General features: G+C 72.8%; 15 protein-coding genes. 4 read left to right on the top strand and 11 right to left on the bottom strand.

What is annotated here, in order from left to right:
- Nucleotides 1-360: 360 nt before the first annotated feature.
- Entirely contained in the window at nt 361-3,168 is a 2,808-nt protein-coding gene (gene ppc, locus GMA12_RS08785; protein WP_156269145.1) for a phosphoenolpyruvate carboxylase, read from the bottom strand.
- A gap of 202 nt (nt 3,169-3,370) precedes the next feature.
- On the opposite strand from ppc, the gene GMA12_RS08780 reads away from it, so the two are divergent.
- Nucleotides 3,371-3,850 carry a hypothetical protein gene (locus GMA12_RS08780; protein ID WP_156269144.1) on the top strand — a complete coding sequence of 160 codons (480 nt, stop codon included), beginning with the start codon at nt 3,371-3,373 and terminating at the stop codon, nt 3,848-3,850.
- A gap of 70 nt (nt 3,851-3,920) precedes the next feature.
- On the opposite strand, the gene GMA12_RS08775 is transcribed toward GMA12_RS08780, so the two are convergent.
- The 3 genes from GMA12_RS08775 to GMA12_RS08765 all read right to left on the bottom strand — a co-directional run bounded on the left by GMA12_RS08775 (nt 3,921) and on the right by GMA12_RS08765 (nt 7,556).
- Nucleotides 3,921-5,768: a bifunctional sugar phosphate isomerase/epimerase/4-hydroxyphenylpyruvate dioxygenase family protein gene (locus tag GMA12_RS08775; RefSeq protein WP_156269143.1), complete on the bottom strand. Its 1,848-nt coding sequence runs from the start codon at nt 5,766-5,768 to the stop codon at nt 3,921-3,923.
- Between the two features lie 52 nt (nt 5,769-5,820).
- The gene (locus tag GMA12_RS08770) at nt 5,821-6,723 is read right to left on the bottom strand and encodes a shikimate dehydrogenase (protein WP_156269142.1); all 903 of its coding nucleotides are present in this window, start codon (nt 6,721-6,723) and stop codon (nt 5,821-5,823) included.
- A 71-nt stretch (nt 6,724-6,794) separates the two neighbouring features.
- Nucleotides 6,795-7,556: an IclR family transcriptional regulator gene (locus tag GMA12_RS08765; RefSeq protein ID WP_156269141.1), complete on the bottom strand. Its 762-nt coding sequence runs from the start codon at nt 7,554-7,556 to the stop codon at nt 6,795-6,797.
- Nucleotides 7,557-7,771: 215 nt separating this feature from the next.
- Here GMA12_RS08765 and GMA12_RS08760 point away from each other — a divergent pair, with 215 nt between their 5' ends.
- On the top strand, nt 7,772-9,166 hold the full coding sequence (locus GMA12_RS08760; protein ID WP_156269140.1) for an MFS transporter: 1,395 nt from the start codon (nt 7,772-7,774) through the stop codon (nt 9,164-9,166).
- A gap of 57 nt (nt 9,167-9,223) precedes the next feature.
- Here GMA12_RS08760 and GMA12_RS08755 read toward each other — a convergent pair whose 3' ends face one another.
- Nucleotides 9,224-9,727 carry a phosphoribosyltransferase gene (locus tag GMA12_RS08755; protein ID WP_047802878.1) on the bottom strand — a complete coding sequence of 168 codons (504 nt, stop codon included), beginning with the start codon at nt 9,725-9,727 and terminating at the stop codon, nt 9,224-9,226.
- A 120-nt stretch (nt 9,728-9,847) separates the two neighbouring features.
- On the opposite strand from GMA12_RS08755, the gene GMA12_RS08750 reads away from it, so the two are divergent.
- Complete coding sequence (locus GMA12_RS08750; protein ID WP_156269139.1) at nt 9,848-10,423, top strand: cysteine hydrolase family protein; 576 nt, start codon at nt 9,848-9,850, stop codon at nt 10,421-10,423.
- Between the two features lie 37 nt (nt 10,424-10,460).
- Here the strand turns inward: GMA12_RS08750 and GMA12_RS08745 are convergent, their stop codons facing one another.
- Nucleotides 10,461-11,177, bottom strand: coding sequence for a cation efflux transmembrane domain-containing protein (locus GMA12_RS08745; RefSeq protein WP_156269138.1), 717 nt, complete (start codon nt 11,175-11,177; stop codon nt 10,461-10,463).
- Nucleotides 11,174-11,506, bottom strand: coding sequence for an ArsR/SmtB family transcription factor (locus tag GMA12_RS18890; protein ID WP_162459658.1), 333 nt, complete (start codon nt 11,504-11,506; stop codon nt 11,174-11,176). Before GMA12_RS18890 ends, GMA12_RS08745 begins: the two co-directional genes overlap by 4 nt.
- Before the next feature lie 412 nt (nt 11,507-11,918).
- Here GMA12_RS18890 and GMA12_RS08735 point away from each other — a divergent pair, with 412 nt between their 5' ends.
- Nucleotides 11,919-13,919: a hypothetical protein gene (locus tag GMA12_RS08735; RefSeq protein ID WP_156269136.1), complete on the top strand. Its 2,001-nt coding sequence runs from the start codon at nt 11,919-11,921 to the stop codon at nt 13,917-13,919.
- Nucleotides 13,920-14,098: 179 nt separating this feature from the next.
- On the opposite strand, the gene GMA12_RS08730 is transcribed toward GMA12_RS08735, so the two are convergent.
- The 4 genes from GMA12_RS08730 to GMA12_RS08715 all read right to left on the bottom strand — a co-directional run bounded on the left by GMA12_RS08730 (nt 14,099) and on the right by GMA12_RS08715 (nt 18,961).
- Nucleotides 14,099-15,790 (bottom strand): peroxidase family protein, encoded by a 1,692-nt coding sequence (locus tag GMA12_RS08730; RefSeq protein ID WP_156269135.1) that lies wholly within the window; start codon nt 15,788-15,790, stop codon nt 14,099-14,101.
- A 160-nt stretch (nt 15,791-15,950) separates the two neighbouring features.
- Nucleotides 15,951-16,484 carry a signal peptidase I gene (gene lepB, locus GMA12_RS08725; RefSeq protein WP_156269134.1) on the bottom strand — a complete coding sequence of 178 codons (534 nt, stop codon included), beginning with the start codon at nt 16,482-16,484 and terminating at the stop codon, nt 15,951-15,953.
- A gap of 69 nt (nt 16,485-16,553) precedes the next feature.
- The gene (locus tag GMA12_RS08720; RefSeq protein ID WP_156269133.1) at nt 16,554-18,302 is read right to left on the bottom strand and encodes a multicopper oxidase family protein; all 1,749 of its coding nucleotides are present in this window, start codon (nt 18,300-18,302) and stop codon (nt 16,554-16,556) included.
- A gap of 116 nt (nt 18,303-18,418) precedes the next feature.
- Nucleotides 18,419-18,961, bottom strand: coding sequence for a hypothetical protein (locus tag GMA12_RS08715; RefSeq protein WP_156269132.1), 543 nt, complete (start codon nt 18,959-18,961; stop codon nt 18,419-18,421).
- Nucleotides 18,962-19,240 lie beyond the last annotated feature (279 nt).

Genomic DNA, 19,240 nt, shown 5'->3' with positions numbered 1-19,240 from the left:
CCGGACGCCCGGTGGCCGGCACACGCCGGGGACCGGGCCCGAGCGCGGAGGGGCCGCCCCGGTCACCGCACCGAGCGGTGGAGGCGGCGCCGGCCCGGGGTCCGACGGGGCGGCACTATCTCTGACCGGCGGAGCAGCCGCCGGAACCTCCTGGGAGCGTCGCAGGGCCGGCCGAGGAGGGACGGGCAGGGGGCACCAGCAGATCTGCCGTGCCGCTCCGATCGCCCATGCCCTCACTCTAGGCCGACCGGCCCGCCGCTGCCACGCCGCCGACACGATGCCGGCGCCCCGGGGTCCTCCCCGCGCCGAAGCGCCGGCCCGCACGGTGACCGGGGGCGGCCACCGTGCGGGCGCACCGGCTCAGCCGGTGTTGCGCAGTCCGGCGGCCACTCCGTTGATGGTGATGAGCAGGGCCCGCTGCAGGCCCTCGTCGACCTCCTGGCCCGCGGCGGCCTGCTCCCGGATCCGGCCCAGCAGCTCCACCTGCAGGTAGGAGATGGGGTCGAGGTACTGGTCCCGGACCTGCAGCGTCTGCTTCAGGGTGGGGTTGCCGTCCAGCAGCTCCTCCTGCCCGGTGAGCCGGGAGAGCTCGTCGAGGGTGAGCTCGTACTCACGGCGGATCACCTCGAACAGGTGCTGGAGCCGTGCGGGCACCAGCGCCCGGACGTAGTGGGCCGCGATCTCCAGGTCGGTCTTCGCCACGGTCATCTCCACGTTGGAGACCACGGAGCGGAAGAAGTGCCAGCGCTCGAGCATGGCGCGCAGGTCGGTCTCCATCCCCGCCTCGCGGGCAGCGCGCAGGCCCGAGCCCACGCCGAACCAGCCGGGGACGATCTGGCGGGACTGCGTCCAGCCGAACACCCAGGGGATGGCCCGCAGCCCGGACAGGCCCGTGTCCGACGACGGGCGCTTGGCCGGGCGGGAGCCGATGTTCAGGGCGCCGAGCTGCTCCACCGGGGTGGCGGTCAGGAAGTACTCCGGCAGGTCGGGGTCCTCGACCAGGCCCTGGTACGCGGCGAAGGCGGCGTCGCTGACGACGTCCATGACCTCGCCCCAGCGCTCCAGCTCCTCCTCCGTGGAGCGCGGGTCCTGGTGCAGGGCGGTGGCGCGCAGCACGGCGGCCAGGGACAGCTCCAGGTTCTCCCGGGCGAGGGTGGGCAGGGAGAACTTGTCGCTGATCACCTCGCCCTGCTCGGTGAACTTGATCTCCCCGGCCAGGACGCCGCTGGGCTGGGCCAGGATGGCGTCGTGGGTGGGGCCGCCGCCGCGGCCCACGGAGCCGCCGCGGCCGTGGAAGAGCCGCAGCCGGACCCCGTGCCGGGCGGCGACGTCGCGCAGCCGGCGCTCGGTCCGGTGGATCTCCCAGCGGCTGGTCATCACCCCGGACTCCTTGTTGGAGTCGGAGTAGCCGAGCATGACCTCCTGGACGTTCCCGCGCGCCGCGACCACGCGCCGGTAGGCGGGGTCGGAGAGCAGCTCGTCGATGACCTCCGCCGAGCGGCGCAGCTCCTGGACGGTCTCCAGCAGGGGCGCGAAGCCGATGCCGGCGCGGTCCTGCTCGCCCGTGAGGTCCACCAGCCCGGCCTCGCGGGCCAGGATGACGGGGGCCAGGATGTCGTCGGCCGCGCGGGTCATGGACACGATGTAGGTCTCGACGACCTCCTCGCCGTAGGTCTCCTGCGCCCGGACGATCTCCCGGAACACCGCGAAGGTGCGGTCCGCGTCCCCGTCCAGGTGCACGGCCCCGGTGGACAGCCCCGGAGGGGCGAGGGGGCGGCGGCCGGCGAGCTCGCCGGCCAGCACCTGCGCGCGCTCGGCCCGGGACATCTCCGCGTACGGCCGGTCGAGCTCCCCGAGCCTGTCGAGCAGCTGCCCCACGGCCTCGTGGTGGGCGTCGGCGTGCTCGCGCACGTCGAGGGTGGCCAGGCCCAGCCCGAACCCGGCGATCGTGCGGGTGGCGGCCGCGAGGGTGCCGTCGGCGGCGAGCGCCCCCGCGTGGTGGCGCAGGGACCGGGCCACCACGTCGAGGTCGGCCACCAGCTCGGCGGTGGTCCGGTAGTCCCGGCCCGGCTCGTGGGCGCTCTCCTCGGCGAAGCGGCGGCGGGTGTTGATCAGCTTGGCCTTGATGCAGGTGAGCTTGAGCCGGTAGGGCTCCTGCGCGTTGAGCTCCAGCACCCGCGGGTCCAGCCCGGGCAGGTGCGCCACGTCCCGCTGCACGGACGCCAGCAGCTCGGGGTCGACCTCGACGATGGCGGTCGAGGAGGAGATCCGGGAGATCAGGACGTCCAGGAAGCTCAGGGCGATGTCGACGGCGGCCTGTCCCTGCAGCTGCAGGACCTTCCGGGTCATCTCGGGGGTGACGTTGGGGTTGCCGTCCCGGTCCCCGCCGATCCAGGAGCCGAAGCGCAGCGGCGGGGCGCCCGCCGGGAGGTGCACGCCGTGCTCCGCGAGCTGCTCCTCGAGGTCCGCGAGCAGCACGGGCATGGTCTCGGTGAGGACCTCGCGCAGGTAGTAGAGGGCGTTGCGGGCCTCGTCCAGCGGGGTGGGCCGGTTCTGGCGCAGCTCGTCGGTCTGCCAGAGCAGCTCGATCAGCTCCGCGAGCCGCCGGTCCTGGCTCCGGCGGGCGGCGGAGCCCTCCGGGGTCTCGTGGGCCAGGATGTCGGAGAGGTGCCGGATCTTCGTCAGCACGGAGCGGCGGGAGGCCTCGGTGGGGTGGGCCGTGAACACCGGGCGGACGTCGAGGGAGTCGACCGCCCGGCGCAGGGCCTCCGGGCCGGCCTCCGCGGCGACGTCGCCGACGGCCGCGGCGAGCCACCCCTCCTCCTCGGGCCGTCCGCCGAGCACGCGCACCCGGTGCACCTGCTCGGCCGCGTTGGCCAGGTGGAAGTACTGGGCGAAGGCCCGCACCAGGTCGGTCGCCCGGTCCAGGGGCAGGGAGCCGAGGAGCTCGCGGACCTGGGCCGCGGCGCCGTCGTCCCCGGAGGCCTTGGCGTCCTTGGTGAGCCGGCGGACCTGCTCGACGAGGTCCAGCAGCTCCTCGCCGCGCTGGCGGGTCAGGGTCTCTCCCAGCAGGGTGGTGATGCGCCGGACGTCGGCCCGCAGCGGCGCGTCGATCACCCCGGCGGGGCTGGGGGCGGTGTGCGGGGGCCGGTCGTGCTGCGTCGTCATGTCTCGGCTGCTCCTGGCTCGTCGGTCGGGGCGGAATCGCGCACGACCGACGACCGGTCGCGCCGTCGGTGCCTACGCGTCCACCCTACCCCGGGGGCCCCGGCGGGTGTATCCGGCGTCACGGCCCGGCCGCTCCCGTGCCGGCCCGGCCCGGGGGCGGTAGGTTCGGCGGTGAGCACCTCGCGCGCCAGGAGGCACCGCCATGACCCGAGACCCGTACGGCTCCCCCGGCCCCGTGCCGGGGTCGGCCCGGCCGCCCCGGACGGCCGAGCTGCACCTGCTGCTGCGGCTCACCCTGCTCTCGTTCGCGGTCAACGTGGCGGACTCCGCCGTCCAGGCGATGGTGGGGCTCAGCACCCTGCTGCCGGGCCTGGAGGACGCCATCAGCGTCCCCGGGCTGCCCGGGGGCGGGCCGGCGGCCGCGCTGGCGCTCTTCGGCGTGGTGCTGACGACGGTGCTCTACGCGCTGGTCTGGTTCCCGCTGCGGGAGCAGCAGCAGTGGGGGTGGGTCCTCGGCCTGGTCTTCTGCTCCCTGGCCGTGCTCGGCGACGTCTTCGACCTGGCGGTGTTCCTGCTGGGCGGTCACGTGCTGCCGGCGCTGAGCACCGTGGCCCTCGTGGCCGTCAACGTGCTCTGGCTGGTCGTGGCCGGCCGGCCCGGGGTGCGGGCGGCGCTGCGCTGAGCGGCGCGGGCCCCGCGTGCCGCCGGGACGAGCCGACGGGACGCGCCGCCGGAGCCGGCCGGCGGGCACGTCACCCGTGCGCGTGCGTGCGCCGGTACTGCGCGGCGAGGCGGACCGGGGCGTTGGGCGCCCCGAACCCGGCGTAGCCGCCGCGGCGCTCGACGACCTCGAAGAACACCGTGCCCAGGGTGCCCGTGTAGAAGTGCAGGAACTCGCCGTCGGCGTCCCGGTCGTAGAGCAGGTCCAGCTCCTGCAGGGACGCCACGAACGCCTCGTCCAGGTCGAACCGGGCGATGAGGTCCTCGTAGTAGTTCTGCGGGACCGGCAGCAGCTCCAGTCCCCGCCGGCGGGCCCGGCGGGCGGCCGCGACCACGTCCGTGCAGGCCAGCGCCACGTGCTCGGGATAGGCCGCGCCCACGAAGGAGCCCTGCTCGGCGGCGGCCGGGGCCACGTTCAGGGGCAGCCGCACCGCGGCGTCGGAGGAGCGCATCACCTGGCTGCGCACCAGCCCCGACGGGCCCGGGACGTCCTGGGCGGGCTGGGCGGCGAGGGCGAGCACCGAGGTGTAGAAGAGCACGGCCTCGTCGTAGTGCTGCCACGGCTGGGCCATGTTGATGTGGTCCACGCCGGTGACGAGGGAGGCGGGGTCGAGCTCCTCGTCCGCGCCGAACTCGCCGAGCCACGCCGGGACGCCGTGGCCGGGACGCCGGCAGAAGAAGATCTCCGTGCCGTCCGGGGCGAAGACCCCGCGCAGCACCTGCTCGCCCGGCTCCTGGGTGCGGGGCACCGGCCGGGCCGCGAGCCGGGTGGCGCGCTCGAGCGCGGTGTCGGGGTCGGCGACCTCGAACCCGAGGGCGGCGACCTCGGTGGGGGCGTCGTGGGCGACGTCGTTGTTCACGACGATCCGCACGGGTCCCTGGACCCACACCTGCACGTGCTCCTTGGACTGGTGGTGCCCGCCGAGGGCGAAGCCCAGCTGGTGCAGCAGCCGGGTGGTCTCCCCGAGGCGGCCGGTGCGGATCTCCACGAAGTCGTAGCCCCCCGGCTCGTCCACCGGCGGCAGCGCCTGCAGCTGCAGCCGGTCCCGCGCCGGCTCGCCGGCCAGGGCCCGCCGGGTCCGGTCCTCGAGCCAGCGCAGGGAGCGCAGCCCGTCCACGGCCGTGCGGTGCACGTCGGCCTGGCGGAAGGCGTCGTTGAAGATCTCCAGGGAGACCGGCCCGTCGTAGCCGGCGCGGACCAGGTGGGACAGGAACCCGACCATGTCGAAGTCCCCCTCGCCGGGGAACACCCGGTGGTGGCGGGACCAGGAGAGGACGTCCATGTGCAGCAGCGGGGCGTCGGCCAGCTGCACGAAGAAGATTTTCTCGGCCGCGACGGCCTCGATGGGCGCCGGGTCCCAGCCGCGGGAGAGGATGTGGAAGCTGTCCAGGCACGTGCCCACGTGCTGGTGGTCGGCGAGGTCCACGATCCGCTGGGCGTGCTCGAAGTCGTCGACGAACGTCCCCCACGCCAGGGCCTCGTAGGCGAGCCGGACCCCGTGGTCCGCGGCGAGGTCCCCGAGCCGGTGCAGCTGCTCGGCCATGACCTCGTCGTCGTCGATCTCGGCGGTCGCGACGTTGGAGCACACGAGCATGGTCGTGGTGCCCAGCCGGTTCATCAGCCGGAACTTCGCCTCGGCGCGCTTCAGGTTGGCGGCGAAGCGCTCGGGGCGCACGGCCTCGGCGTCGCGGAAGGGCTGGTAGAGGTCCAGGCCCAGGCCCAGGTCCGCGGCGAGGTCCCGGATCTGCTCGGGCGCCGACGGCGAGACCACGAGGTCCTGCTCGAAGACCTCGATCCCGTCGAAGCCGGCGGCCGCGGCGGCGTGCATCTTCTCCTCGAGCGTGCCCGAGAGGCAGACCGTGGCGATGGAGGTTCTCATGGTCGAGGTCCCTTGGGGTCGGTGGGCGGATGCTGGACGGATCGGGGTCGGTTCAGCGGCCCAGCGGGGCCGGCGTCGGGGTCGCCTGCCGGGCCGCGAGCAGCTGCAGGAAGTGCTCGCGCATCCGGGCGCGGTCGGGCGCCACGCCGGTGATCAGCCGGAAGGCGTCCACGGCCTGCCCCACGGCCATGTGCCCGCCGTCGAGCACCCGGCAGCCCTTGGCCCGGGCCGCGACGACGAGCTCGGTGTCCACCGGGAGGTAGACCACGTCCGCCACCCACTGGTGCCCGTCCAGCAGCGCGGGATCGACGGGGGTGCCGGGGTGGTGGTGCATGCCCACCGGGGTGGCGTTGACGACCCCGTCGGCGGCCGGGACCAGCTCGGGCAGGGCCCCGGCCAGGGCGGCCACCACCTCGCTGCCGGGGAAGAGCGCCCCGAGCGCCGCGGCGCGTTCGGCGGCCCGGGCCCCGTCCACGTCGAACAGGTGCAGCGTCCGCACCCCCGCGGACAGCAGCGCTGCGGCCACCGCCGAGCCGGCCCCGCCGGTGCCGATCTGCACCACCGTGTCCCGCGCCGCGCCGGGCAGCTCGGTGGCCAGCCCGGCGGCGAAGCCGGACTGGTCGGTGTTGTGGCCGATGAACCGCCCGTCCCGCACGAGCACGGTGTTGACCGCCTGCAGCGCGGCCGCCGCGGGGGTCACCTCGTCCAGGTGGGAGAGCACCAGCTGCTTGCAGGGGTGGGTGATGTTGAAGGCGTTGAAGCCGAGGTCCCGCCCGGCCCGCAGCAGCTCGCCGACGTCGGTGCCCGGACGGCCGATGACCTCCAGGTCCACCGGCCGGTAGAGGTAGCGCAGGCCGTGGTGGGCGGCCTCGGCCTCGTGCATCGGCGGGGTGAGGCTGGCGGTGATGCCCGCCCCGATCAGGCCGACCAGGTAGGACTCGGAGACGGTGCTCATGGGGCTCCTTGGGTTGGTGGACAGGACGTGGCCCGCGGGAGGCGGACGGGGACGGAGAGGCCGTGGCGGGCTCACGCCCGCAGCGGCAGCTCCAGCGCGAGGGTGGCGGCGGCCCGGCGCAGGTCGGGCAGGTGGGCCTGCAGGGCCTCCTGGTCCGCCCGGAAGACCGGGGCGGCCAGGGCCACGGCGGCGACCAGCCGGTCCGTGGCCGAGAGGACCGGGACGGCGACGGCCGCCATGCCGATGTCGTTCTCCTCCTGCTGCCCGGCCCAGCCCTGGCGGCGGACCTGCTCGATCTGCCGGCGCAGTGCCGCGCGGTCGGTGATCGAGTGCTCGGTGCGCGGGGTCAGCTCGATGGTCTCGAGCAGGCGCTCGCGCGTGGCCGGGTCGGTGCAGGCGAGCAGGACCTTGCCCAGTGCGGAGGTGTGCAGGGGCCCGCGGTCGCCGGGGTCGGTGGTGGTGCGGAACTGGGGTCCGTCCACCTTGTGCACCGTCAGGAACCGGTCGTCGTCGAGCACGGCCAGGATCGAGCTCTCGCCGGTGAGGTCGGTCAGGTGCTGGAGCACCGGCACCGCCGCCCCCTCGAAGCCGCGGTGGTGGGCGACCTTCTGGCCCAGCTGGTAGATCCGCAGGCCGAGCCGGTACCGCTTCTCCCGCCGGTCGTAGCTGGCGAACCCCGTCTCGACCAGAGTGTTGAGCAGGCGGTAGGCCGTGCTGAACGGGTACCCCACGGCGTCGGCGATCTCACCGGCGGTCGCACCCTCGGGGTAGTCCCCGAGCAGCGTGAGCAGCCCCAGTGCTTTGCCGACCGTGCCGGACTTCTCGGTTGCCATAGCCACCTCCCTTGACGCCCAGTGTGATCTGGAACATGCTGTAAGTCCAGCATACAGAAACTATTGCCGATATGTGGCAATTGACGAGATGTCGACCCGGCGGTCTCCTGCGGGGGACCCCGGGGGCCGGCACCCCGGTCCGGCGGCCGGTCGCCGACGGACCACCGACCGCACCCGGCCCCTCCCGTCCGTCCCTCGAGCGAAAGATCCTGACCATGACCCACGCCTCGCCCCCGGCCGCCCACGTCAAGACGCCGAAGAAGGCAGCGCTTGCCAGCTGGATCGGCTCGGCCCTGGAGTACTACGACTTCGCCGTCTACGGCACGGCCGCCGCCCTGGTGCTCAACCACCTGTTCTTCCCCCAGGACGCCTCCCCCGGGGTGGCGATCCTGCTCTCCATGGGCACCGTGGGCGTGGCCTACGTCGTGCGCCCGCTGGGGGCCCTGGTCATGGGTCCGCTCGGGGACCGCCTGGGCCGGAAGTTCGTCCTCATGCTGACGCTGTTCATGATGGGCGGGGCGACCTTCGCCGTCGGGTGCCTGCCCACCTACGACCAGGCGGGGCTGCTCGCCCCGGCGCTGCTCGTGCTGTGCCGGGTGATCCAGGGCCTGTCGGCCTCCGGCGAGCAGGCCAGCGCGATCTCGGTCTCCCTGGAGCACTCCGAGGAGCACCGCCGGGCCTTCACCACGTCGTGGACCCTGCAGGGCACCCAGTTCGGCACCCTGCTGGCCACCGCGGTGTTCATCCCCTTCACCCTGCTCCTCACGGAGGAGCAGCTGTTCAGCTGGGGCTGGCGCGTGCCCTTCTGGCTCTCCGCCGTGGTGGTGGTCGTCGCCTGGGTGATCCGCCGCCGGCTGGAGGAGCCTCCGGCGTTCGAGCAGGCCAAGGCCGCGCTGCCCGGGGAGAAGCCCGCCACCCCGCTGTCCCTGATGCTCAGGTACCACAAGGCCGCGGTCCTGCGGATCGCCGCCGCGGCGATGATCAACACCGTCAACGTCGTGTTCCTGGTCTGGTCCCTGTCCTTCGCCACCTCGGTGGTGGGCCTGGAGCGCTCGACCATGCTGTGGGTGTCCGTCGCCGCCAACGCCCTGGCCCTGCTGATGATCCCCGTGGCCGCGACGGTGGCCGACCGGGTGGGGCGCAAGCCGGTCTTCCTCGCCGGCGTAATCGGCCCGGCCGTGATGATGTACCCCTACCTGGCCGCGGTCTCGGCCGGCAACTGGGTGCTGATCTTCGCCCTCGGCGCGATCCTGTCCGGGTTCTTCTACTCGATGGCCAACGGCATCTGGCCGTCCTTCTACGCCGAGATGTTCCCCACCCGGGTACGCGTCACCGGCCTGGCCATGGGCACCCAGATCGGCTTCGCCGTCTCCGGCGGCCTCACCCCGGTCATCGCCAGCTCCCTGGCCGGGGCCGAGGGCACCAACTGGCTGGGCGTGGCCCTGTTCGTCAGCCTCGCCTGCGCGGTCTCCGCCGCGGCCGCACTGACGGCCACGGAGACCAAGGACCGCACGCTGGCGCAGATCGACAACCTGCACACCTCCCGGACCGAGGCCCTCGAGCTGGTCGAGATCGACCGGGCCGGCAGGAGCCCTCGCGTTCCCCGCTGAGCCGGCCGGGCCGGACCCCGCCCGGTGCCAGCCGGCGGGCTCCGGCCCCGCCCGGTGTCAGCCGGCGGCCGTGACCGGCGGCGTGGCCGACCAGGGGAAGACGATCCACTCGTCGGTGGCCCGCCACACGAAGTCCGGCTCGACGACCGAGCGGGGCTTCGCGTAGATGACGGCCGAGCGCGCCTCCGCGCCGAAGCCGCGCAGCAGCTCGAGCACCAGGGCGAGAGTGCGCCCGGAGTCGGCCACGTCGTCGACCACGAGCAGCTTGCGCCCCGCGATGGACTCGGTGTCCAGCATGGGGGCGAGCAGGACCGGGTCCGGCAGCGTCTGGTGCACGTCGGTGTAGAACTCCACGTTGATCGCGTCGGAGAGCTTCACCCCCATCGCGTAGGACAGGGCGCCCGCCGGGAGGAGGCCGCCACGGGCCACCGCGATGATGATGTCCGGGAGGAAGCCGCTGTCCACGACGCTCCGGGCGAGTTCCTGGGTCGCCTCGCCGAAGCGCTCCCAGGTCAGGATCTCCTTGCCCTCGAGCTCCAGGGCGTCCGCGTGATAAGCCATGGGCTTCAGGCTACCCGAGCGGGACGGCGGCTGGAGCGTGCGCGGCATTGGTAGTAAGTTCGCTGATCAGATCGTCGCGTGTCGCCGCTCCCCGGCGACGCCCCCACCGGAGAGGACGCCATGACCCCGCAGCGCACGGAGGGCCGCACGGCCCTGCTCGTCATCGACATGCAGAACTCCTACTTCGACTTCCCCGAGCTCGAGGAGCAGCGGGAGTCCGTGACGGCGAAGGTCAACGAGCTGATCGCGGCGGCCCGCGAGGGCGGGTGCCCGATCCTCCTGATCCGCACCCAGCACGAACGGGACCGCTCCACCTGGACCGTCAACATGCACGACGACGGGCAGGGCTTCGCCTACCCCGGCACGGAGCAGTCCCAGTACGTGGCCGGCCTCGACACCGAGGGCGGGGTGGGACTGGTCAAGACCCGGGACAGCGCGTTCTTCGACACGGACCTCGCGGCCCGGCTGCGCAACCTGGACGCGAACCGCCTGGTGCTGTGCGGGATCTCCACGCACAGCTGCGTGGCGCAGACCGCGATCGACGCGTTCGCGCACAACTTCCGGGTCGCCGTGGCCCGGGACGCGGTCGCCTCCGAGAACGCGGACCTGTCCCAGGCGCTCCTGGCCTTCCTGGAGGACGAGATGCGCCAGGACATCCTGCACCAGTCCGACTCGGTGGCCCGGCTGCGCGGCTGAACGTCCGCAGCGCTGCGCGCCGCGCCCCCCGGCGGACTCAGGAGCAGCAGGAGCAGCAGGAGCAGCCGGGGCCGCACTCCTCGGCGCAGTCGTCGGCGTCCGCGCCGACGAGGACGGCCACGGGCGTGCAGCAGGCGTCCCCGCGCCAGGCCTCCAGGCCCTCCCGCACCGCCACGGCCGCGATCACCAGTGCGGCCGCGGGATCGGCCCAGGTCCAGCCCAGGGTGCTGTTGAGGAGCAGGCCCACCAGCAGCACGGCCGAGAGATAGGTGCAGAGCAGGGTCTGCTTGGAGTCGGCCACCGCCGAGGCAGAGCCCAGTTCCCGGCCGGTGCGGCGCTCGAACCAGGACAGTACCGGCATGACCACCAGGCTCACCGCGGCCAGCCCGATCCCGACCGCCGAGTGCTCCGGCTCGGCGGCCCCGAGCAGGGCCCGCAGGGCGTCGACCGTGACGAACGAGGCGAGGCCGAAGAAGGAGAGGGCGATCACCCGCATCGCCGCCCGCTCCCGGCGGTGCGGGTCGGGCGCGGCGAACTGCCAGGCCACGGCGGCCGCGGAGAGGACCTCGACGACGGAGTCCAGACCGAAGCCGATCAGCGCCGAGGAGGAGGCGAGCGCCCCGGCGGTGAGGGCGACGACCGCCTCGACGACGTTGTAGGTGATGGTGCCGGCCACGATCCAGCGCACCCGCCGGTGCAGGACCGACCGGCGGTCGGTGGTCAGAGGTGTGGGCCCCGGGGCACGGGAGCTCATGCGCAGGTGCAGCCTTCCGGGGAGCAGCAGTCGGGGTCCACGGCGACCACGAGGCCCAACAGGTCCCCGAGGGCGCCGCCCAGACGGGGGTCGGCCAGCCGGTACCAGGTGCTGCGTCCCTCACGGGCGGAGGCCACGAGCCCGCAGCCGCGCAGGCAGGCGAGCTGGTTGGAGACGACCTGCTTGGACACGCCCAGGGCGTCGGCGAGGTCGGAGGGACGCGCCGGGGCTTCCCGCAGGCTCAGCAGGATCCGGGTGCGGACGCCCTCCGAGAGGGCGTGGCCGAGCCGGGTCAGGGCGGAGACGTGGGTGCTGGTCACTGTGGTCACCCCCGTACAGTACACGCTTCCATGTACTGTACGGGGGTGACGCCCTCGGGGACCGGCCTGCGACGGGGACCAGCAGGACGGTGCTGATGCCGGCCCGATCGGCCTCCCGCGAGGGTCCCGCGGCGTCCGCGTGTGTCGCATTGCGTCGGGCACCTCGGTGCTGCTGCCCGGGACGCCCCGGGCGTCCGCCTCCCGCTGCTCCCCGGCAGGCTCGGTGTTGCAGCGGCGCGGCGTACCGGGTGAGGACGGCCCTGGCCGAGGGCTCCGCGCCGTCCACCGGGTTGCACCGTCCTCCGCCGACCCCGCACGGGCCGGGCCCGATGCGGATGCCGGTCGCATCTGCAACAGGGTTTTTCCAAGAGCCCGTCCACATATTTGCGATGTCATCACCACCGCTCTGTGAGGAGACATCATGAGCACGTCAACCAGCCCCCAGGAGCTGCTGCGGGACCCGCCGCCAGGACTTCGCTTCCGTCGGGGCCTCGCAGCGTCCCTCGCCCTGGCCCTGGGCGCCACGGGCGTCAGCACCGCCGTCGCCGTCACCAAGGTCACCGAGACGAACAAGCAGCAGCTGACGGCGGTCGGCCCGGTGAGCAGCAAGTACGGGTTCCCGGCCTGGTACGAGGACCGGACCGGAACCCGGCTGGAACTGTGCGACGACGGCACGAACCCGCTGTGCGGCCTGGCCCCGGAGGAAGGCTTCGATCCGGAGCAGCCTCTCGCGCTGCCCGGCAACTTCCCCCATGAGATCTTCTACATGCTGGCCGGGTCCGAGCTGGACCTCCCCGGCGGCGGGAGCGCCGTGCTCACGCTCGGTCTGGAGGCCGCCTTCGCCAACGAGGTGGCGCCCGGGGAGCAGATGGTGTTCGCCCGGCAGCGTCTCGTGGTCAAGGACGGCCCGGCCAACAGCACGCTCTCCTTTCCCCACCCGTACGGGACCATCGAGGTCGACACCGACGCCGAGGGCAACGCCAAGCTCGTGGAGGACATCTCTCCCGCGGTCGGCAACTTCGAGACACCACTGGGGAGCAACCTCGGACCCTTCCTGAAGTGGGACACCGGGGCCCCTGCGGGCTACCTGGGCAACCCGGACGTCCCGCACCGGATCGTGGGCGGGCTCCGGACCACCTTCTCGGTGTCCGGCACGAACACGGCGACGGGCGAGGCCGTCGCCGCGAGCACCGACCAGTTCACCGTCCAGGGCAAGATGGCCACCAACACGGGGGTGAAGGCCGAACAGGCCGTGGCCAACTCGGACGCCACCGGCACGTACCTGGACGTCTTCGCCACCAGCCGCGGCGACACGCTCGAGGTGTCGGGGCAGGGCATCGCCACCACTCCCCTGGAGAAGGCGCCGGGGAGCTCCGAACTCGCCTACGCCCGGGTGAAGGTCGACGGGGCGCTGCCGAGCGAGGTGACCGTCACGAACCTCGCCGACGACCCGCAGAGCACCAGCACGGTGGGCGTGAGCGACGTCTCCGTGCCCACCTCGGCCACCTACGACGGCACGAAGCTGACCGTCGTGGCGAGGACGACCTCCGGGTCCGCCCCGAAGGTCGACGGGTTCGGGGACACGGCGCCCGGAGCCGACGGCACCTACCAGGGCTCGTTCGACACCGTCGCTCCCCCGGTGAACGTGACCGTCTCCACCGGCACGAGCAAGGCCACCGTCCCGGTCGTCGTCACCGACGGCCCGGTGTCCCCCGTCGGGGTTCCCGCACCCCCCGAAGGTGAGGACCCCGGTCCCGTGACGGAGACCGACGGCGGCACCCCCGGCACCGGCACACCGGGCACCGGCACACCGCCCGCCGACGCCGAGGATCCGACCGCCGCCATCGCCCCGCTGACGGCCTCGGTGCCCCGCGGCATCGCCACCGAACTGGACGGCAGCGGCTCGACGGACAACGCCGGCGCCGTCACCTACGAGTGGTCCCAGGTGAGCGGTCCCGAGGTGGCCTTCGACCGGAAGGACGTGGCCAAGCCCAAGGTCACGGTTCCCTTCTTCACCACGACCAGTGCCGCGGCACCCGTGGCGCCGGACGCGAACCCGGTGCTGCAGCTGGTGGTCACGGACCCCGCCGGCAACAAGAGCGCTCCTGCGACGGTCACGCTGAACAGCGACGACGAGATCACCATCGCCCCGGGTGCGAGGTTCCGGGCCGGCAAGGAGTTCCGGCTCGGGGGCACGGCCGTCGTCCAGGGTGCTCCCACGCTGCTCCAGCCGCCCACGTCGGTCAACGTCTACGACATGGCCGCGGACGGGACGTCCAAGCGCAAGCTCGGCACGGCGCAGGTGGACACCCTGGGCAACTGGGAGCTGAGGCTGCGGCCGGCGCCCAACGGCACGGTCGCCAACGTGCTCGTGCAGTCGACCCGCGGCGGCGAAGCGAGGGGGGCGGTCGCGGCGGGATGACGCTGACCAGGTAGGCCGCTCCCCCGGACGGGCCCGTGCTTCGAGAGCTCTCGGAGCACGGGCCCGTCCCGTGCCCGGACGTGCCGCGCCGGCCGGCCCGCACGCACGGACCCGCCCCGCCCGGACGGGCAGGGCGGGTCGTGGTCCGCCGATCCTGGCGTCCGCCGCGGCCGGCGGGCTCACCCCGCCGGTGCGGGCTCCTCCTCGTCGCTGTCCTCCCCGTGGGACGCCTCGGTCTCCTCGGCCCCGGGATCGTCCTCGGCGCCCTCGTCCTCGTTGCCCGCCGACATGTTCTCGAGGGCTCCGGCCATCTCAAGGAAGTCGCCGCTCTGGAAGGGCGTCCGCTCGGGCGCCCAGCCGTTCGGGGCGTTGAGGAACGACGTGCGATCCAGGGAGAGGATGCCCAGGATCACCTCCGCGACGATCCTCCCGCCCACCGGGCCGAGCGTCCGCCCGCCGAGGAGCTCCGCCTCCTTGAGCACGTAGAACCACAGCGGCGCCCGGCCGTTCCAGCGGGGGTCCGTGAGTCCGAGCCTGTCGTTGGGGATGGGGGCCACGCCCATGGCCCTGGCGACGTCCTGGCCGGCCGGCAGACCGAGCCGCTTGCCCCGCAACAGGTTGCGGTGGGCCAGCGAGAGGATGGCGCCGTCGACGTGCTGCACCACGGTGGGCGGGAGCTCGTCGAGCGGGAGCGCCAGCTTGGTGTCGATCAGCCGGGTCATGTTGCGGTCGTCCGGCACGCTCATCCCGGGGACGTCGAAGAAGTAGTTCCAGTCGGCCCGCGCGATGGTCGGCAGCGGGCGGGACCCGCGAAGGTCGTGCGACGGGTTCCCGAAGAAGGGGATGGTGACCGCGTCGTGCATCTCGTACTCGGCGCGGATCATGCTGTGCCCGAACCGGTATGCGGCCACCGAGTACTCGATGGGCATCATGGGCCGCGTGAGGTTGCCGGGCTTGTAGAACTTGCAGTCCACCCCGGTCGGCCCGCCCCGGCGGGGCCTGAGCATGCTGCCGACCAGGGTCTTGCCCGCGATGCGGGGGAGGAAGTCGTGCACGATCAGCCATTGGAAGTGCCAGCGGACCAGCCGCTGCGCCTCGTCGAACGTCCTGCCCTCGTCGACGAGCTTGTTGTGCAGCTGCAGGAAGGTGAGGTGGAACTGGGCGACGATGAGGTTCTCGTCGTTGCGGTGGTCCCCGATGACCGCCATGCCGTCGGGGTTGCGGGGCAGATCCGGGAAGCCGTCGTGGTTCCGACCGATGCGCAGGCGCCGCGGATCCGCCGGTTCGTAGAGCTGCGGGTCGGCGGCCGGCCCCCGCCCGTAGACGGACCCCAGCTCGAAGAACGGGGTGTCGAAGTTGGTGAGGCCCTTGGGGTCCACCTCCTGCAACGGCATGGGCGTTCGGTCGAGCGTCATGTCGTGGTCGATGAACTGCCCCAGATATGCGTAGCCGGCCGGGATGTCCGGGTTGTCGAACCCGTCGTTGCTCAGCGAGACGTCGGCCAGTGGTGGGGTGCGGTCGACCATCTGCTGCGCGAGGTCGGCGAGGAGCTCGTCGCTCGGGGCGAAGGCGGGAAGTTTCTTGAACATGACACCGAAGCGTCCTTCCTTGGCCCGTCCCGCGGTGATCGCGATGTCGGAGCCGCGCGGTGCCCCCACGCCGTGGCCGGACCGTGCCGCGCTCAGGATCGGAGCGGCGGCGGGCCCCGCCGCGGGCGCCGCGGGCGCCGGCTTCCTGGGTGCGGCGTGCGCCGGCACGGCGGCCGGCAGCGTGGCCAGGCCGGCCATCACCCCGCCGAGAACGCCTCGGCGGGAGATGCCCCCGGACGCCGTTGCCTCCTCCGGCATGCGGGTCTTCTTCGCGGCTCTCATCGGATGGTCCTCTCCCCCGGCGGTGCATGTGCGAACAGAAAACGACGCAGGTCTTGGAAATACCTTGCGGAGCTCCTGTTCATGACAGGGGGGAGCGGGCCCGGGGCGAGGGGAGTGGTTCGTCCCGGGCCCGCCGGTCGGTGTCCCGCGGGCGGTGGCGCTACGTCCAGGGCAGCAGGACCGTGGCCTCCAGGTCCTCGGCGCGAACACTGCCGAAGTGCCGGGAATCGACCGACACGCCCCGGTTGTCGCCCATGACGAAGACGTGGCCGTCGGGCACGGTGACCGGCCCGAAATAGGTGCCGTCGATCCGGCTGCGGTCCACGAACGGCTCGTCGACCGCCCTGCCGTCGACGACGAGGACGGAGTCCTCGATCGCCACGGTCTGGCCACCGGTGGCCACCACCCGCTTGACGGTCGTGCTGCCGTCGTCGGGATGGGGGAACACGACCGTGGCGCCCGCGGACACCCCTGCGGGACCGGGGTCCCGTTTCAGGAGCAGCGCAACGCTCCCCTCCCCCAGGGTGGGCTCCATGCTGTCCGAGGCGACGACCACCGGCGCCACCAGCCAGATCCGGGCGGCCAGGACCAGGGCCAGAGCGAGCAGAACCGCCCGGAACGTCCACCGCCCGGAGCGCCGGCGCCGGTCCGCGACCTCCTGGACCGCGGGCGGGACCGTGTTCAACGCTGCCATGTCGGCTCCTCTTCTCGTCCCGGAACGGCGGATCCGCCGTTCCCGCTCGCCTGCGGCGTCGACATCACGTCACCTGCTGGGACGCTGCGGCTTGGGCTGCGTCCGGCCCGACGTCTGCGTCGGGGTGGGCGTGGGTGTCGGCGTGGGCGTGGGTGCCGGTGCAGACGTCGCACTGGGTGTGGCCGATGGTGTCGGCGCCGGATCGGGCATGGTGGCGGTCGTCCCCGAGGGCACCGCCGGGGCCGCCGTCATCGGGTCGTTGGGGTCCGGATCCCCGGGATCCCCCACTTGGAACTGCACCATCATGTCGTGGTCCTCGTGCACCAGGTTGTGGCAGTGCACCATGTAGCGGCCCTGGTGGGGCCCGAACTTCACGAGAAGCCGGACCGTCTCGTTCTCCCCCACGTAGACCGTGTCCTTCGGCCCCTTCTCGTAGGCGAACGGAGCCCTGCCGTTGCGGCTCAGCACCTTGAAGTCCACCAGGTGGATGTGCATGGGATGGAACCATCCGCCCGAGCCGTTCTCGAACTCCCAGATCTCCGTGGCGCCCAGTGGCACCTCCGCGGCGACCTTGCGGTAGTTGCTGGCGATCACGTCCGCCCAGGTGACCCCGTCGATCGTCCACGTGCCGTTCTCGCGCTTGACCCGGAAGCGACGGGTCCTCGTCGCCTGGCTCTCCTGCAGGTTCATCACCTCGCTGCCGACGAGCGTCGTGGGGATCCTGTTCCAGCTCGGGTCCGCGGTGTCCACGGGGTCATCCACCACGTCGAAGGCCATGATCTTGTTCGTGAAGTCGTAGTCCACGTTGTTGTCGTTGGACAGGTTCTGCAGCTCGATGCGCTGTCCCGTCCGGTACTTGCTGAAGTCCACCAGGAACTCGTAGCGTTCGGCACCGGCGTGCCGGTACTCCCGGACGGACTGGGCCGCGGGCATCAGGCCACCGTCCGTGGCGACCATGATCAGCGGGTCGCCCGTGCTGAGCCTGGGCCGGAGAGATCGGGAGATGCAGCAGTTGAGGAGACGGAACCGGTAGACCCGCTTCTGCACCCTCATGACGGGCCAGGGCCTCCCGTTGACGAGGATGACGTCCCCCCACAGCCCCGACTGGCTGTTGTCGTCGTAGCCCAGGGCCCCGTTGGCCGCGAACATCGCGTCGGAGACCGTCAGTGCGACGTCGTACTTCCCGCGCGGCAGGAGCCGCTCGGAGTTGGCGTCGTGCATGTGGTACTGCCCCGCCAGACCCGAATAGGCGTTGAGCGCGGTGTGATGGACCCCGTGGTCGTGGTACCACAGGGTCCTCGCGCCCTGGAAGTTCGGGTACTTGTACGTCTTCTGGAATCCCGGCCGGGTGATGTCGCTGGCGTAGCCGTCGTACTGGGGCAGCGAGGCGGACCCGTGCAGATGCGTGGAGGTGTCCAGGCTGTGCCCCCCGAGGGCGTGCCTGGCCGGCAGCTGATTGATCACGGTGAGCTCGACCTTCGTACCCTGGTAGACGTCGATCGTGGGTCCGGGGAAGATGCCGTTGTAGCCGAGGATGGGCGTGAGCAGACCCGCCTTCGGCAGGATCTGCGCCGAGGCGGCCTTCTCCACCACCGTGTAGTGGCGCACGGTCTTGCCGTCAGCGGGATCGACGGTGTCCGGCGACGAGGGCGCGAGTACCGGCGCCTGGATGAAGTCCGTCCGGAACGGCCGGGGCATCAAGGAGTCGTCGAGCGCGCTCGCCGACTTGGCGTTGACCGCCGTGGTCGGCACGCCCAGGGCCGCACCCGCGACCCCCAGCCCCCCCAGCAGCAGGACGTTTCTTCTCGAGACAGCCATGATGTCGTTCCCCCTTGGACCGGGGCCGCTGCGCTGAGCGTGACCCCGTGTGCTTGGACAGTGCGTGTGGGGGACGGCCCGGCCCCCGGACGGGCCGTCCCCTGCGGTCTGCGTCCTCAGCCGCCGCTGTGGTGATCGGTGCCCATCGAGAGACGGACGTCGCCGGCGCCTTCGAGGGTCAGCTCGAGGGCCTTGTCGGGCACCTCGAAGACCAGCTCCGTCTGCATCGTCTCGCCCTGCGCGAGCGAGGCCGCCGCCGACGACGCCCAGACCACCGGCGCGCGGCGGCCTCCGAGCCGGTCCACCGCGTAGTCGTCCGCGGTGAACTCGAGCCCGTCCGGATCCATGGCGGTGAGCTCCAGCAGTACGACCACCTGGTGGGCGCCGCGCGGGACGTCGCCGGCGAGCTCCGCGGGAACCTCGCGGCCCTCCAGAGCGGCGAACTCCGTGTACGGCATCACACCGTGCAGGCGTGCGAGCCCGCCCGGCACGGTGCCGGAGGCGCCGAGCATCGTGCTCGGCTCGTCCTCCGCGGAGAGGAGACCTCGCCCCAGCACCAGGAGGAGCGCCAGCAGGAACAGTGCCGGCGGCATCCACCGCCGGCGGCGCCGCCGGGCCGGCGGCGCCGCCGTGGTGGTCGATGCTTCCTGAGTGGTCATGGCACCACGCTCGGGACACGACCTTGGAGAAACGTTGCGGTGACGGCTGCCGGCCCGGGAGCACCGCCCGTCGGGCCGGCACCCCGGGCGTTCATGACGTTTCGTGGCGTCGTGCGCGGGGTTCCCGCCGGATCTGCGGGTGCACGCGCTCGCCCGACGCGCGTCGTTCCCGGGCGCCCGGACCCGTGCTTCCGGGACCGGCGGTCCCCATCCCCCTCGGATTGGGGGGTGCGCACCCCCCTGTTCGAGGCTGACGGACAGCGGCGGCCGCCCACCACA

It is taken from the genome of Kocuria sediminis (assembly GCF_009735315.1).
GTDB classification, from domain to species: domain Bacteria; phylum Actinomycetota; class Actinomycetes; order Actinomycetales; family Micrococcaceae; genus Kocuria; species Kocuria turfanensis.
The sequence above is the reverse complement of the archived record's forward strand: the minus strand, read 5'-3'. Positions and strand labels throughout refer to the sequence as shown.

Bases quoted from the DNA above. Each gene is read 5' to 3' on its own strand.
- ppc (WP_156269145.1), bottom strand. From the start codon at position 3,168: ATGACGACGCAGCACGACCGGCCCCCGCACACCGCCCCCAGCCCCGCC.
- GMA12_RS08780 (WP_156269144.1), top strand. From the start codon at position 3,371: ATGACCCGAGACCCGTACGGCTCCCCCGGCCCCGTGCCGGGGTCGGCC.
- GMA12_RS08775 (WP_156269143.1), bottom strand. From the start codon at position 5,768: ATGAGAACCTCCATCGCCACGGTCTGCCTCTCGGGCACGCTCGAGGAG.
- GMA12_RS08770 (WP_156269142.1), bottom strand. From the start codon at position 6,723: ATGAGCACCGTCTCCGAGTCCTACCTGGTCGGCCTGATCGGGGCGGGC.
- GMA12_RS08765 (WP_156269141.1), bottom strand. From the start codon at position 7,556: ATGGCAACCGAGAAGTCCGGCACGGTCGGCAAAGCACTGGGGCTGCTC.
- GMA12_RS08760 (WP_156269140.1), top strand. From the start codon at position 7,772: ATGACCCACGCCTCGCCCCCGGCCGCCCACGTCAAGACGCCGAAGAAG.
- GMA12_RS08755 (WP_047802878.1), bottom strand. From the start codon at position 9,727: ATGGCTTATCACGCGGACGCCCTGGAGCTCGAGGGCAAGGAGATCCTG.
- GMA12_RS08750 (WP_156269139.1), top strand. From the start codon at position 9,848: ATGACCCCGCAGCGCACGGAGGGCCGCACGGCCCTGCTCGTCATCGAC.
- GMA12_RS08745 (WP_156269138.1), bottom strand. From the start codon at position 11,177: ATGAGCTCCCGTGCCCCGGGGCCCACACCTCTGACCACCGACCGCCGG.
- GMA12_RS08735 (WP_156269136.1), top strand. From the start codon at position 11,919: ATGAGCACGTCAACCAGCCCCCAGGAGCTGCTGCGGGACCCGCCGCCA.
- GMA12_RS08730 (WP_156269135.1), bottom strand. From the start codon at position 15,790: ATGAGAGCCGCGAAGAAGACCCGCATGCCGGAGGAGGCAACGGCGTCC.
- lepB (WP_156269134.1), bottom strand. From the start codon at position 16,484: ATGGCAGCGTTGAACACGGTCCCGCCCGCGGTCCAGGAGGTCGCGGAC.
- GMA12_RS08720 (WP_156269133.1), bottom strand. From the start codon at position 18,302: ATGGCTGTCTCGAGAAGAAACGTCCTGCTGCTGGGGGGGCTGGGGGTC.
- GMA12_RS08715 (WP_156269132.1), bottom strand. From the start codon at position 18,961: ATGACCACTCAGGAAGCATCGACCACCACGGCGGCGCCGCCGGCCCGG.